This window comes from Erwinia persicina (genome assembly GCF_014838825.1).
GTDB classification, from domain to species: domain Bacteria; phylum Pseudomonadota; class Gammaproteobacteria; order Enterobacterales; family Enterobacteriaceae; genus Erwinia; species Erwinia persicina_A.
In genome coordinates this window covers 59,493-73,013 of sequence record NZ_JACYMO010000011.1, presented here as the reverse complement: position 1 = coordinate 73,013, position 13,521 = coordinate 59,493, and the positions used below count along the sequence as shown (strand labels likewise).

Genomic DNA, 13,521 nt, shown 5'->3' with positions numbered 1-13,521 from the left:
AGCATCGGTGTGTCGGTGTTTATCGCAGATTACTATCTTCTTGGCAGCGCCATCACCAGAGCGAGTGGGAACCAGAACAGCACCCATGCTGTACCCGGGTTACCAATAACGAACATGCCCTGAGTTATGTAGAACAGCAGGGAAAACAGCAACATCGATGCCTCCAGCGCACGGTGTGCTTTAAAGTGCTGCCATGCCATATAAGCGCCATAAACGATGACCATCAGCAAGAGTAGTCCCCCGACAACGCCGCCTTTCAGCAGCGTGGCGAGATAGAGGCTGTGGGTAGTGTGGACCCTTTGCCCTATCTCGTTCACAAAGTTAATTTCCTGGCCAAAACCCCATCCAAACCAGGGTTTTTGCTGCACATAGCTCAGTGCATCTTCCCAGATACCAAACCGGATAAAACTTTGTGAGTAGCTGCTTTCAATTCTGTGTAAAAGAACGTTATAACCATTGCTGAATATGATGGCCAGGATGATGGCCATTAAGAGCAGAGCGATAATTAACCAGTCTTTACGGTGCAGGCGTTTAATCAGTAAAAGTAGCGGGGCCAGAGCGACAATCAGTGAGAACAAGGGGCCACGGCTCTGCGTAAGCAGTATAGCGAAAAAAAGCAGGGCGATCGGCAGATAGAGCCATTTCTTACCGGTCTCTCTCAGCAGGATAAGACCGCAAAAGATACCGATACCGTAATAGCCTGCCATGTCGATAACATTCTCAGGTGCAAATGGAAATCCATTTTGCAGACGATTATATAACAATGTTTTCTTATTAATATAAATTAACGTTAATATGCAAAGTATCACCACAGAAGCAAAAATCAGGGCTAACATAATGTTCTTTTTATCATGCTGGGTGATGATATAAAAGATAAGAATGAAGAAGATAATATAAACACTGTGAGTCAGGTCGGAAACGACAGTGTCAGCATTGGTACTCCAGAGACCACTGATAGAGAAATAAAAAAGGAATATGGAGGTAAGTACCAGTCCAGTTATCAATTTTTTATTTTTAAATATATCGCGACGAAAATCACTGGCTGAAATTAAATAAATTATGCTAAGTATTAAAGCCATGTGAAAGGAATTGTTAACTTTAGTTAATCCGCCTAAGAGAGGCATGAAAAAAAGGAAGATAGCATAGAAAAAAATCATGCTCTTCTCAATGAAGTTGTTTTTATTTGATATCATCGGGCTTTACCTTTTTAAAGATGCTACTGTCTAACGCACTATATGGAGAAAGATTTAACACATCGATGAAGTGTTCTTTTAAGACGTTACTGGCATGTCTGAAAGCCGGTTCTATTAATCCTGAAAACTGTTTATCAAGACTGCAGGGAGATATGTCATTTTCATTTTCATAAAAGCGGGGTTTGTCAAAGTTATTCATATCCAGGCCAGCAATAATTATGCGGTTAAACCCTAAATACTGGATAATCTGTAATGCCCAGTGCGCCACCGTACCGGCATCAAACACACCTTTGCGTATATCTTTAAAAAAGGCAATGTTACAGTCGGCTTCGCTGAAGCTGACACTTTGTTCATGTTGATAGACTTGGTGTATTTCTTCAGTCAGTACCCTGGGCTGGAAGTTCTTATAGCACGCATCTTCAACGATAGCGACCTGACAGCGAAGGGAAGAATACCCAATATAGTCAATGAGTTGAACAATACAACGAAGTGTGGTGAACAGAATGATTTCCGGATCTCTGACCATGTCCTTAACCATGCTTAAGCGCTGGTCAATAAAGGTCATATCCACAATCACGAAGAACTTGAAATGGGTTTTATCGCGCATAAACCATGAGCCATTCATGCCCATAGCAGGTATGTGCTGCAGGGGGGTGAAATCGGTGTCATTCACAGAAGGGCCAGATGCTATCAGCAACAGATCGCCTGCGTATTGATGATGTAAATCGTTGAGGTTAACGAGTTTCACCAACTGTCCACGCAGGCTCAGACTGCTGATGTGCCCTTCACTGGCACGTGTGATTTTGACATAGGGCCACAGATTTTCGTTATGGCGAAAACGGCGCGAATGGCTGTACCGGTAAAGTTGTTTAAAAAGCGTTCCCATATCTGGTGCTATAACCTCACGTCGTATGACGACTTTCTGCAGTGAATTGCCGGTGATTCCAGAAAAAACCATCCATTATTACAGACAGCTGATCCCTGTATTGCTATGAAAGCAGTGTGGCAAGTTTTTGTAGCACACTTTGCGCGGTAATGGCCGCCATATCGTTTGATCCCATCGGGCGTAACACAAACTGATTCTTCCCATATCCTCCAATCAACCCCGGGTCGGTCGGGCCGTAGAGGGTGATATTCGGCCGGTCGAGCGCGGCGGCTAAGTGGCTTAAACCGGTATCAACCGAGACGACGGCGCGCGCGCCGGCTAGCGTACGGGCAACCTGCTCCAGCGTGAGTTTTGGCAGTACCTCAACAAAGTCGAAGCCTTCTGCCAGCCGCACTGCACGCTGATGCTCATGCTCGGCACCCCAGGGTAATTTAATCTTTAAACCTGAAGGCTGCATTAACCCAATCAGCTCGCGCCAGTGATCTTCCGGCCAGTGCTTATTGTCGCGCGTGGTAGCGTGAAGAAACACCAGATAGCGGTCTGCATCAGCAGGTAACGCCTGCGTAAAATGCTGTGCGATGGCGTAGTCGCCAGTGGTATCGGGTAGCTGATACCCCAGGCTTTTAGCGAACAGCTCGCGGGTACGCTGTACGGCGTGCTGCTGTTTACTGACTTCATGGCGTTTGTCATACCACCAGCTGGCGAAGGGTTCACGTGCGCTGCGGCTGTCCTGGCCATGTTTCTCACCTTTTGCCAGCCGGGTCACCAGGGCCGCACTTTTCATCAGCCCCTGGGCGTCGATAACGGCATCGTAATCGCGAGACTGCAGCGCGCGTTTGAAGACGACGCGCTCTTCCCGCACCTGGCTGCCGAACCAGTGCTTACGCCAGCGACGGATTGCCACGGGTAAGACCCGGTCGACGGCCGGATGCCAAGAGGGGATCTGGGCAAAACCTTCTTCCACGACCCAGTCAAAGCGGATCGCAGGGATAGCGTGCATGGCATCCGTCAGGGCAGGTAATGCGTGAAGGACATCCCCCATTGAGGATGTTTTAATAATTAATACCCGCATTCAGACTCCAGGCCGTGGGCAAAGCGTGGCCAGCTCGTTGAGGACACGCTCTGGCGTAATATCAATCAGGCTCTGGTGATAACCTTCGTCGGCATCCCCTTTGCGGACCTTGTGGTAACCCGTTATCAGACGGATCACGCGGGCTTTCGCAGACAGCGGTGGGGTGAAGTCCGGGCTGCTGGGCCCGTAAAGCGCAATCAGTGGTCGGTCGAGCGCAGCGGCGATGTGCATCAGTCCGGAGTCATTGCTGACGACGGCATCGCATGCCGCCAGCAGAATAACAGCCTGCTCCAGCTGCGTTTCTCCTGCCAGGTTACGGCAGTGCTGGCGGGCGTCTTCAGCCAGTGCAGCCAGGATCTGCTGTCCAGTTTCATGGTCTTTGGCCGAGCCGAACAGCACCACCTGATAGCCCTGATCGATCAGGCTCTGTGCCAGCGCGGCGTAGTGATAGTGTGGCCAGCGTTTGGCCGGACCAAATTCAGCGCCCGGACAAAACCCGACCGTCGGCCGCCCGGAGGCGAGATCGAAGGTGTGAGCTGTGGTCTGTTTTTCCGCTTCATTCACGGTTAACTGCGGCCAGAGCAGAGGTTGCGGCAGGTCACTGGCGCTATGGATACGCGCTTTATCGTACCCGAGCGCAACATAGCGCTGCACCATCAGCGGGAAAGCGGCTTTATCCAGCCGTCGCAGGTCGTTTAACAGCCCGTAACGCATTTCCCCGCGCCAGCCGGTGCGACGGGGAATATCGGCAAAAAACGGCACCAGCGCAGACTTAAACGAGTTAGGCAGAACATAGGCACGATCGTAGCCGTTAACCTTGAGCGCTTTACCCAGGCGGCGGCGCTCGGCAACCTGCAACGCACCGTGCCCCAGCGGCATGGCCAGGGCTTCGTTCACTTCCGGCATCCGTGACAGAAGTGGACGGCACCACGCGGGTGCCATCACGTCAATCACGGCATCAGGATGTTCGGCCTTCAGGGTGCGATAGAGACTTTGTGACATCATCATATCGCCGACCCACGATGGGCCGATAACCAGAATTTTCATTCCCGGACGGTGCCTCTTACGCGTTACGGTTTAGCCAGGCCATGTAGTCAGCCACGCCCTCAGCAACGGTTTTGAACGGTTTGTCATACCCGGCGGCGCGCAGTTTGGTCTGGTCTGCCAGCGTGAATGCCTGGTAGCGGCCTTTGAGCTTTTCCGGGAAAGGAATGTATTCAATTTCGCCGCTCTGATGGTACTTCAGGGCGGCATCGGCCACTTCCTGGAATGATTCGGCGCGGCCGGTGCCACAGTTAAAGATGCCCGATACCGCATTTTCCCAGAACCACAGGTTCACTGATGCGACGTCTTCAACATAGATAAAGTCACGTTTGAAACCATCGCTGCCTTCGAACAGTTTCGGGTTTTCGCCGTTGTTTAGCTGGGTATTGAGGTGGAATGCCACGCTCGCCATGCTGCCTTTGTGTCCTTCACGTGGACCGTAGACGTTGAAGTAACGGAAACCACACACCTGCGACTGCGCTTCCGGCAGGATATTACGTACATAGTGGTCAAACAGCATTTTGGAGTAGCCATAAACGTTGAGAGGCTCTTCAAACTGACGCTCTTCAATAAAGTCGCTGTTGCGGCCGCCGTAAGTCGCGGCGGAAGAGGCGTACAGGAAGGGGATCTGATGTTCCAGGCACCAGTGAAGCAGCTCTTTGGAATACTGATAGTTGTTATCCATCATGTATTTCCCGTCCCACTCGGTGGTGGACGAGCACGCCCCTTCATGGAATACGGCTTCCACATCACCAAAATTTTCATCCGCCAGGATAGAGATGAGGAAGTCTTCTTTATCCATGTAGTCGGCAATATTCAGATCGGCCAGATTGGCGAACTTGGTGCCGTCTTTCAGATTGTCCACCACCAGAATGTCGGTGTGACCCTTATCATTCAGCGCCTTAATAATATTGCTACCGATGAATCCAGCGCCGCCAGTGACGATAATCATGAGCTTAAACCCTAAAAAGTGGGGTGGAACAGGAGGTTCCACTCGCTAATGGTTCATATCATAACATCTCATCGCAAAGTCGACAGCCAGAGGAGTCTGTAACGCGGAGAGGAGAAGTTTCCTTTCCGTGAGTTATGCTGCAAAAAAGAGATTATTCCGCGTATATCATCAACCCTGTGCTTCAATTTCAGATATCTGTTTTGTGAAAATATTGATTTGGAGAATAAAGGTGAGACAGGAATTCTATCAGCAGCTTACGACCCAACTGAGCGATGCAGAGCAGGAAGGATTATTTAAAAGGGAACGACAGATTACGCTGGCCCAGCAGGCCATCATTGCCCTGGCAGATGGCAGCGAGCTACTGAACTTCTGTGCCAACAATTATCTGGGGCTGGCGAACCATCCAGCGGTGATTGCTGCGGCGAAAGCTGGCATGGACAGCCACGGGTTTGGGATGGCCTCAGTGCGCTTTATCTGCGGAACCCAGGATATCCACCGTCAGCTGGAGCAGGCGTTAGCGACCTTTCTCGGCATGGAGGAGGCGATCCTCTACTCCTCCTGTTTTGATGCCAACGGCGGGCTGTTTGAGACCCTGCTGGGACCCGAAGATGCTGTGATTTCTGATGCCCTGAATCATGCCTCGATTATCGACGGTATTCGTCTGTGCAAAGCCCGGCGCTATCGCTATGCCAATAATGATATGGCTGAACTGGAGGCCTGTCTTCATAAGGCCAGGGCCGACGGCGCTCGTCATATTTTGATCGCCACCGATGGCGTATTTTCCATGGACGGGGTGATCGCTAACCTGACGGGCATTTGCGATCTCGCTGACCGGTATGGGGCACTGGTGATGGTCGATGATTCCCACGCTGTTGGATTTGTGGGGGCGCAGGGGCGCGGCAGCCCTGAGCACTGCGGCGTGATGGGGCGGATAGACATTATCACCGGCACGCTGGGCAAAGCGCTTGGCGGCGCTTCAGGCGGCTATACGGCGGCGAAAAAAGAGGTGGTGGAGTGGCTGAGACAGCGTTCACGGCCTTATCTTTTCTCGAACTCGCTGGCGCCCGCCATTGTCACCGCTTCCCTTGAGGTCCTGAAGATGCTGGAAGACGGGCAGGGTTTACGTCGGCGGCTTTGGGATAACGTCTGCTATTTTCGGGAAAAAATGAGCGCCGCCGGTTTCACCCTCGCGGGGGCCGATCACGCAATTATCCCGGTGATGCTGGGGGATGCTCGGCTGGCGCAGACGTTCGCGGCCCGGCTTCAGCAGGAGGGGGTTTTTGTCACCGGCTTCTGTTATCCGGTGGTGCCGAAAGGACAGGCACGGATACGGACCCAGATCTCGGCAGCGCATACGCAGGCCCAGCTAGAGCAGGCAGTAGCTGCCTTTTGTCGTGTTGGCATTGAACTGGGCGTCATAACAGGCGGGGAGGTCTTATGAAAGCGCTGTCAAAACGCTATGCCCGTCCCGGGATCTGGATGACGCATGATGCTCCGGTGCCTGAACCCGGTCATAACGATCTGCTGATCAAGATCCGTAAAACGGCGATCTGCGGTACCGACGTGCATATTTATAACTGGGATGAATGGTCGCAGAAGACCATTCCGGTGCCGATGATCACCGGCCATGAATACGTCGGGGAAGTAGTGGCTGTCGGTCAGGAAGTCGCGGGCTTTCAGCCCGGTGACCGTGTGTCGGGTGAAGGTCACATTACCTGTGGGCACTGCCGCAACTGCCGGGGCGGCCGTACGCATCTGTGCCGCAATGCCATTGGCGTTGGCGTTAACCGTCAGGGTTGTTTTGCCGAATATCTGGTGATCCCGGCGGTGAACGCCTTCAAAATTCCCGATAATATTTCCGATGAGCTGGCCGCGATCTTCGACCCCTTTGGAAATGCCGTTCACACGGCACTGTCATTTGACCTGGTAGGCGAAGATGTTCTGATCACCGGTGCGGGTCCGATTGGCATCATGGCGGCGGCCATCTGCCGTCACGTGGGAGCCCGCCATGTGGTGATCACAGACGTGAATGAGTATCGCCTGGGGCTGGCGCGAAAGATGGGGGTAACACGGGCGGTTAACATCAGCGAAGAGAGTCTGCCGCAGGTGATGCGTGCGCTGGAGATGACGGAAGGGTTTGATGTCGGACTGGAAATGTCCGGCGTCCCTGATGCGTTTCGCTCCATGCTGGATGTGATGAACCATGGCGGGCGCATTGCAATGCTGGGTATCCCTCCGGCATCGATGTCAATTGACTGGAATCAGGTTATCTTCAAGGGGCTGTTTATCAAAGGCATCTATGGCCGTGAGATGTTTGAAACCTGGTACAAGATGGCGGCACTGCTGCAATCGGGGCTCGACCTGTCGCCGGTGATCACCCACCGCTACGGGATTGACGATTTTCAGCGAGGGTTTGACGATATGCGCACCGGGCAGGCGGGGAAAGTCATCCTCGACTGGAACTGACATCAGGGGCGGCCAGACATGGCCGCCCCCCGCATCCCTATTTTCCAAACAGACTTTTCTTCAGATCCTGCACCAGCGGGCTGTTGCTGATGCTCTCGGCCACGACTGTCAGCGCACGTGTTGCCGGCACCGGCGGCACGGTCACTTTGCACACCTCGCTGCCGTGGAAAGGATTATGTGGTTTGACAGGCTGGGGTTGACTCTCCGGCGGGAGAGGCTTGTTATTTATGCGCTGTGGTTCGTTCAGAAGCTGGCTCGGGCGCACCAGGGTGATATCAGCAGGCAGCGTCGGGAGCATCTGCTGCAGGACTCTGACCGTGGCCGGATGAGGGTGACCGATGGCAATCGCTGAACCATCCCGCTGTGCCAGACGTACCGCGCGGGTAAACTGCTTGCGGATATCCGCTTCGTTCTGGCTGTCGTCCAGGAACACCCGACGTTTGATCACTTTCACGCTGGTGCCGGCTGCGGCCCGGGTGGACTGGCTGTTGCCGATGGTCATACTGTCGAGGAAATAAAAATTGTAGTGATCCAGCACCTGCATGACTTTCTGCATCCCCGGCAGGCTGGAGGTCATCGCACTGCCCATGTGGTTATTCAGGCCGACGGCAAAGGGGACGGCCGCTGCGGCATCACGAATAATGCGTGCGATCTCTTCTGCGGACATGTCAGGGCGCAGGGTATCTTTTTCCAGCGGCTGCTTGCTCAGCGGTGCCATCGGCAGGTGGATCAGCACTTCATGTCCCCGCTGATGGGCTTTAGTGGCCATTTCCCGTGCGTGCGGGGCGTTGGGCAGCACGGCCACGGAGAGGGCGGCAGGCATCTGCAGCACCTGATTTTCCTGGGCAGGGCGGTAGCCAAAATCATCAATGACGATCGAAAGCTTACCGGCGAAGACCGGGCTGGATAAAAGCAGTCCTACCAGCAGCCCGCTGAGTTTTCGATGTTGGAACAACACTTATCTTCCTAACCACGGTTGTGGATTGACTGCCCGTCCCTGACGGCGGATTTCAAAATAGAGCGAAGGCGTGCCGCGACCACCGCTGGTCCCGACCAGCGCAATCGGCTGCCCTGCACGTACCTGGGTTCCGACGCTCACCAGCGCACTCTGGTTGTAGCCATACAGGCTCATATCACCCTTACCGTGCTCAACCACCACCACCAGTCCGTAGCCCTGCAACCAGTCAGCCATCAGGACGCGGCCATCGGCAATCGCTTTCACTTCAGTGCCTTCCGGTGCATCGATGACCAGCCCCTTCCAGCGCAGCTCGCCCTGAAGCTCTTCACCGAACCGGTGTTCGATCGTGCCCCGTACCGGCCATATTGCCTGGCCGGACGGTTTACCCAGGCCACCGGTACGCGACATCAGGGAGCGTTCACTGTCGGTGGGTTTATAGGTGCTGCCTTTACGCTTCGCCTGAGCTTCACGCTCACGCACTTTTTCTGCCTCACGCGCTTCCCGTTCGGCACGCGCTTTGGCTTCCCGCTCTGCTCTGGCAATTTTGTCACGCAGGCGGCTTTCGTTTTGACGCAACTCGACCAGCTGTGCCTGATCTTTTTCCAGCGAGGACTCCAGTGTGTTCAGGGTTTTCTTACGCGCCTGGCGTGCGCCTTCCAGTTTTTGCTGCTGGCTCTCCTGCTGGGTCAGCAGTGATTTTTGCTGTGCCTGTTTGTCGATCAGGCTGGCTTTCTGCGCTGACAGATCGCTACGGGTCTGCTTCAGTGCTTCTATCGATTTCTGTCGGGCATCGTTCAGATAGCCAAAATAGGCCAGCATTCGCTCGCTACGCTGGCTCTCTTCGCCACTGAGGATCAGCTGCAATCCACTGTGCTGCCCCTGACGGAATGCCGCATCCAGCTGCTGCGCCAGGATGCCTTCCTGCTGTTTCTGCTGCTGCTGGAGTTTATTGATAGACGCGGTCAGGCTGGCGATATCTTTATTGATCGCGCTGAGGCTGCCCTGAGTCTCACGCAGCTGACGACTGGCCTGCGCAATGATTTTCTCCTGGCTCTGCAGCTGATCGAGAAGCTGACTGCGCTGCTGCTTTTGCCGCTGGACACTCTTCTCTTTTGCGGCGATATCCTGCTGGAGGGTCTGTAGCTGGGATTTGTTGTCTTCTGCGGCTGACGCAGAAAAAGAGAACAACAATGCGCCGGTGCAAAATGCACTGACGGCCAGGGCGGACAAGCTTGCACGTAATGGCGGAACAACGGCCGTGGGCTTACGCGGGGTCCATGAATGTAACACTGTCGCTTTTTCCCTCATATCTGTGGATTATTCCACGATGAACAGCAGCTTACCAGCCATCTCTGGATGGTTTTCTATTTCTGTCAGTAACAGTCGTATGCTTTACCCACCGGGGACAATCAGGCGAAAGCGCTCTCAGCGACAAAGCAAAGTGAAGTGTGAAAAAGCGACGATGCACAACAATTAACCGCTTAACTTCGCCGCAGTCCCTTCACAGGATAGCGGTTTTCACTTAAGGCAACTTTTTTTTGTAATCTGTCGCAGAAAACATAACTCTGAAGGGCTTCTCGACTGTACATGACACTCCTGGCAGGTATACTCAGAAGCCTTGTTTTTAGCTTATTAACCCTTTCGGGAGTTGTTACCCCTCATGCAAGATATTATGCAGTTCGCAGGCAATCACACCATTTTAGGTCTGGCGTGGGTTGTTTTGCTGGTACTGGTGATCGTGACCACCGTTAAGGGCATGTTCTCCAAAGTAAAAGTGATTAGCCGGGGTGAAGCCACCCGCTTAATTAACAAAGAAGAAGCCGTGGTAGTGGACGTGCGTGGGCGCGATGATTACCGCAAGGGCCATATTTCTAACGCGATGAACGTGCTGGCAGCAGATATTAAAAAAGGCAGCTTCGGCGAGCTGGAAAAACATAAAGCGCAGCCACTGATCGTCGTGTGTGCAACCGGAACATCGGCCTCTGATTCAGCGACCAAGCTGAATGCAGCGGGCTTCGAGCGGGTTTACGTGCTGAAAGATGGTGTATCCGGCTGGAGTGGCGACAACCTGCCGCTGGTTCGCGGTAAATAAATTACGGGAGTTCTGGCATGGCAAACGTTGAGATCTACACTAAAGCGACCTGCCCTTTCTGTCATCGTGCGAAAGCATTGCTGAGTCAGAAGGGCGTGAATTTCAAGGAAATCCCCATTGATGGGGATGTTACCCTGCGTGAAGAGATGATAAAACGTAGCGGCCGGACAACCGTTCCGCAGATTTTTATTGATGCACAGCACATCGGCGGCTGTGACGACCTGTTTGCACTTGAAGGTCGTGATGGTCTTAGCCCGTTGTTAAACTAGGGAAGGCTGCGCATTCTGGCGCATATTGCCTGACGATTGCTGCAGCAGAGTAACGGATTATTAACCTATAGGATTACGTACCATGTCAGAACAGAACAACACCGAGATGTCTTTCCAGATCCAGCGTATCTACACTAAAGATGTCTCTTTCGAAGCGCCAAACGCACCTCAGGTTTTCCAGAAAGAGTGGGAGCCGGAAGTCAAACTGGATCTGGACACCGCGTCAAGCCAGCTGGCCGACGATGTGTATGAAGTCGTGCTGCGCGTGACGGTGACCGCTACCGTCGGTGAAGACTCTGCGTTCCTGTGTGAAGTTCAGCAGGCGGGTATCTTCTCGATCGGCGGCATCGAAGGGACGCAGATGGCCCATTGCCTGGGTGCCTACTGCCCGAACATTTTGTTCCCGTATGCGCGTGAGTGCATCACCAGCCTGGTCTCCCGTGGCACCTTCCCGCAGCTGAACCTTGCTCCGGTTAACTTTGACGCGCTGTTTATGAACTACCTGCAGCAGTCAGAAGGTGCAGCGCCTCAGCAGGATGCTTAATGGATAGCCCTCATGCATCCATGAGCGTCATCGGTGCCGGCTCGTACGGCACCGCTTTGGCGATTACGCTGGCTCGTAACGGCCACAATGTGGTGCTCTGGGGGCACAATCCCCGGCATCAGGCGCAGTTACAGGCCGACCGTTGCAATACCGCTTTCCTCCCCGATGTTCCTTTCCCGGATACCCTTCATCTTGAAACCGACCTTGCGACGGCGATAGCGGCCAGTCGAGATTTGCTGGTGGTGGTGCCAAGCCATGTGTTTGGTGACGTGCTGCAGCAGATCAAACCCTATCTGCGCGCGGATTCGCGTCTGGTCTGGGCAACGAAAGGTCTGGAGAAAGAGACGGGACGGCTGCTGCAGGATGTGGCCCGTGAGATCCTGGGGGATGCCATTCCGCTGGCGGTGATCTCCGGCCCGACCTTTGCCAAAGAGCTGGCAGCCGGTCTGCCGACAGCCATTGCTCTGGCGGCAACGGATACGGTGTTCGCTGATGACCTGCAGCAGCTCTTGCACTGTGGCAAAAGCTTCCGTGTCTATAATAATCCTGATTTTATCGGCGTGCAGCTGGGCGGTGCGGTGAAAAACGTTATCGCTATCGGCGCTGGCATGTCAGATGGTATTGGCTTTGGAGCCAATGCGCGCACGGCGTTAATCACCCGCGGCCTGGCAGAAATGAGCCGGTTGGGCGCGGCGTTGGGTGCCGATCCGACCACATTTATGGGCATGGCGGGGCTGGGCGATCTGGTGCTGACCTGTACCGATAACCAATCTCGTAACCGTCGTTTTGGCATGATGCTGGGGCAGGGTGCCGATGTGGAAGGTGCGCAGGATACCATTGGTCAGGTGGTGGAGGGCTACCGTAATACCAAAGAAGTGAAGGCACTGGCTGCGCGGTTTGGCGTAGAAATGCCGATCACCGAGCAGATTTATCAGGTGCTCTATTGCGGAAAAAATGCACGCGAGGCAGCATTGAGTCTGCTCGGGCGCACAAGGAAGGACGAAAACAGCGGAAGCTGAACCGGACCGACAGTGTTGTAGCCAGTGGCGTCTGACCGGACGCCATTTTTAATGGGGAGAGATCCATGCCGTGTGTAGAGCCAGAAATTATCTGGGATAGCATTAAAACGGAGGCGCGTGCGCTGGCCGACTGTGAACCAATGCTGGCCAGCTTTTACCACGCCACTCTGCTCAAACATGATGACCTGGGGAGCGCCCTCAGCTACATGCTGGCGAACAAGCTGGCGAACCCCATCATGCCGGCGATTGCCATCCGTGAAGTGATTCAGGATGCCTACCGTCAGGACCCGTCGATGATCGTTTCTGCGGCCTGTGATATTCAGGCAGTCCGCCAGCGAGATCCGGCTGTCGACAAATACTCCACGCCGCTGCTCTACCTGAAAGGCTTCCACGCATTGCAGGCATATCGTATCGGACACTGGCTGTGGAACGAGGGACGTCGGGCGCTGGCCGTCTATCTGCAAAACGAAATCTCCGTTTCGTTTGCCGTCGATATTCATCCGGCAGCCAAAATCGGCCGTGGGATTATGCTCGATCATGCTACCGGTATTGTGGTGGGTGAAACCGCCGTCATCGAAGACGATGTTTCCATCCTGCAGTCCGTCACCCTCGGTGGTACGGGCAAAACCAGCGGCGACCGCCATCCGAAGATCCGTGAAGGGGTGATGATCGGCGCAGGCGCGAAGATCCTCGGCAATATTGAAGTGGGACGCGGGGCGAAGATCGGGGCGGGTTCAGTAGTATTACAGCCCGTACCTCCGCACACCACGGCGGCGGGCGTACCGGCGCGCATTGTCGGCAAGCCGGGCAGCGATAAGCCGTCAATGGATATGGATCAGCATTTTAATGGCATGGTGCCAGGCTTCGAATTCGGCGACGGCATCTGATTAAGCCTGGTTTACTTGCCATTTTTTGTCCGGGCAGTGCTCGTCACCCTCACGTACTGCATGCACGCTGCGGTGACTGCGCGCTGGCCGAACGCAAACTGGCTGCGACACCGACGGCCCTTGATAGAGGTGTAAAATC

At 54.1% G+C, this 13,521-nt stretch carries 14 protein-coding genes; 7 read left to right on the top strand and 7 right to left on the bottom strand.

Annotated features, from left to right (window positions below; all coding sequences use genetic code 11):
- Positions 1 to 32: 32 nt before the first annotated feature.
- The 5 genes from IFU29_RS19315 to rfaD all read right to left on the bottom strand — a co-directional run bounded on the left by IFU29_RS19315 (position 33) and on the right by rfaD (position 5,147).
- Positions 33 to 1,193, bottom strand: a complete 1,161-nt coding sequence (locus IFU29_RS19315; protein WP_191935335.1) for an O-antigen ligase family protein — start codon at positions 1,191 to 1,193, stop codon at positions 33 to 35.
- Entirely contained in the window at positions 1,180 to 2,079 is a 900-nt protein-coding gene (locus IFU29_RS19310) for a sugar glycosyltransferase (protein WP_191935334.1), read from the bottom strand. Before IFU29_RS19310 ends, IFU29_RS19315 begins: the two co-directional genes overlap by 14 nt.
- A gap of 103 nt (positions 2,080 to 2,182) precedes the next feature.
- The gene (gene rfaC / locus IFU29_RS19305) at positions 2,183 to 3,151 is read right to left on the bottom strand and encodes a lipopolysaccharide heptosyltransferase RfaC (protein WP_191935333.1); all 969 of its coding nucleotides are present in this window, start codon (positions 3,149 to 3,151) and stop codon (positions 2,183 to 2,185) included.
- On the bottom strand, positions 3,152 to 4,198 hold the full coding sequence (gene rfaF / locus IFU29_RS19300; RefSeq protein ID WP_191935332.1) for an ADP-heptose--LPS heptosyltransferase RfaF: 1,047 nt from the start codon (positions 4,196 to 4,198) through the stop codon (positions 3,152 to 3,154).
- 16 nt (positions 4,199 to 4,214) lie between these two features.
- Entirely contained in the window at positions 4,215 to 5,147 is a 933-nt protein-coding gene (gene rfaD, locus IFU29_RS19295) for an ADP-glyceromanno-heptose 6-epimerase (RefSeq protein WP_191935331.1), read from the bottom strand.
- A 229-nt stretch (positions 5,148 to 5,376) separates the two neighbouring features.
- Between rfaD and IFU29_RS19290 the strand changes: the two genes are divergently transcribed.
- Together IFU29_RS19290 and tdh are read left to right on the top strand one after the other, a co-directional pair.
- Positions 5,377 to 6,588 (top strand): glycine C-acetyltransferase, encoded by a 1,212-nt coding sequence (locus IFU29_RS19290; RefSeq protein ID WP_191935330.1) that lies wholly within the window; start codon positions 5,377 to 5,379, stop codon positions 6,586 to 6,588.
- Positions 6,585 to 7,613 (top strand): L-threonine 3-dehydrogenase, encoded by a 1,029-nt coding sequence (tdh, locus tag IFU29_RS19285; RefSeq protein ID WP_191935329.1) that lies wholly within the window; start codon positions 6,585 to 6,587, stop codon positions 7,611 to 7,613. The genes IFU29_RS19290 and tdh overlap by 4 nt, the downstream gene beginning before the upstream one ends.
- Positions 7,614 to 7,650: 37 nt before the next feature.
- Here tdh and IFU29_RS19280 read toward each other — a convergent pair whose 3' ends face one another.
- Together IFU29_RS19280 and envC are read right to left on the bottom strand one after the other, a co-directional pair.
- A complete protein-coding gene (locus IFU29_RS19280; protein WP_191935328.1) occupies positions 7,651 to 8,568 on the bottom strand; it encodes a divergent polysaccharide deacetylase family protein in 918 nt (305 codons plus the stop codon).
- Positions 8,569 to 8,571: 3 nt separating this feature from the next.
- Positions 8,572 to 9,879: a murein hydrolase activator EnvC gene (gene envC, locus IFU29_RS19275; RefSeq protein WP_191935327.1), complete on the bottom strand. Its 1,308-nt coding sequence runs from the start codon at positions 9,877 to 9,879 to the stop codon at positions 8,572 to 8,574.
- Between the two features lie 352 nt (positions 9,880 to 10,231).
- Here envC and IFU29_RS19270 point away from each other — a divergent pair, with 352 nt between their 5' ends.
- The 5 genes from IFU29_RS19270 to cysE all read left to right on the top strand — a co-directional run bounded on the left by IFU29_RS19270 (position 10,232) and on the right by cysE (position 13,382).
- Positions 10,232 to 10,663: a rhodanese-like domain-containing protein gene (locus IFU29_RS19270; RefSeq protein WP_191935326.1), complete on the top strand. Its 432-nt coding sequence runs from the start codon at positions 10,232 to 10,234 to the stop codon at positions 10,661 to 10,663.
- A 17-nt stretch (positions 10,664 to 10,680) separates the two neighbouring features.
- Positions 10,681 to 10,932, top strand: coding sequence for a glutaredoxin 3 (gene grxC, locus IFU29_RS19265; RefSeq protein WP_191935325.1), 252 nt, complete (start codon positions 10,681 to 10,683; stop codon positions 10,930 to 10,932).
- An 82-nt stretch (positions 10,933 to 11,014) separates the two neighbouring features.
- Positions 11,015 to 11,476: a protein-export chaperone SecB gene (gene secB / locus IFU29_RS19260; protein ID WP_062746879.1), complete on the top strand. Its 462-nt coding sequence runs from the start codon at positions 11,015 to 11,017 to the stop codon at positions 11,474 to 11,476.
- Positions 11,476 to 12,495 (top strand): NAD(P)H-dependent glycerol-3-phosphate dehydrogenase, encoded by a 1,020-nt coding sequence (gene gpsA / locus IFU29_RS19255; RefSeq protein WP_191935324.1) that lies wholly within the window; start codon positions 11,476 to 11,478, stop codon positions 12,493 to 12,495. Before secB ends, gpsA begins: the two co-directional genes overlap by 1 nt.
- A gap of 65 nt (positions 12,496 to 12,560) precedes the next feature.
- Positions 12,561 to 13,382: a serine O-acetyltransferase gene (cysE, locus tag IFU29_RS19250; protein WP_062746875.1), complete on the top strand. Its 822-nt coding sequence runs from the start codon at positions 12,561 to 12,563 to the stop codon at positions 13,380 to 13,382.
- Positions 13,383 to 13,521 lie beyond the last annotated feature (139 nt).

Bases quoted from the DNA above. Each gene is read 5' to 3' on its own strand.
- rfaD (WP_191935331.1), bottom strand. From the start codon at position 5,147: ATGATTATCGTCACTGGCGGCGCTGGATTCATCGGTAGCAATATTATT.
- rfaF (WP_191935332.1), bottom strand. From the start codon at position 4,198: ATGAAAATTCTGGTTATCGGCCCATCGTGGGTCGGCGATATGATGATG.
- tdh (WP_191935329.1), top strand. From the start codon at position 6,585: ATGAAAGCGCTGTCAAAACGCTATGCCCGTCCCGGGATCTGGATGACG.
- rfaC (WP_191935333.1), bottom strand. From the start codon at position 3,151: ATGCGGGTATTAATTATTAAAACATCCTCAATGGGGGATGTCCTTCAC.
- secB (WP_062746879.1), top strand. From the start codon at position 11,015: ATGTCAGAACAGAACAACACCGAGATGTCTTTCCAGATCCAGCGTATC.
- IFU29_RS19270 (WP_191935326.1), top strand. From the start codon at position 10,232: ATGCAAGATATTATGCAGTTCGCAGGCAATCACACCATTTTAGGTCTG.
- cysE (WP_062746875.1), top strand. From the start codon at position 12,561: ATGCCGTGTGTAGAGCCAGAAATTATCTGGGATAGCATTAAAACGGAG.
- envC (WP_191935327.1), bottom strand. From the start codon at position 9,879: ATGAGGGAAAAAGCGACAGTGTTACATTCATGGACCCCGCGTAAGCCC.
- IFU29_RS19310 (WP_191935334.1), bottom strand. From the start codon at position 2,079: ATGGGAACGCTTTTTAAACAACTTTACCGGTACAGCCATTCGCGCCGT.
- grxC (WP_191935325.1), top strand. From the start codon at position 10,681: ATGGCAAACGTTGAGATCTACACTAAAGCGACCTGCCCTTTCTGTCAT.
- IFU29_RS19315 (WP_191935335.1), bottom strand. From the start codon at position 1,193: ATGATATCAAATAAAAACAACTTCATTGAGAAGAGCATGATTTTTTTC.
- gpsA (WP_191935324.1), top strand. From the start codon at position 11,476: ATGGATAGCCCTCATGCATCCATGAGCGTCATCGGTGCCGGCTCGTAC.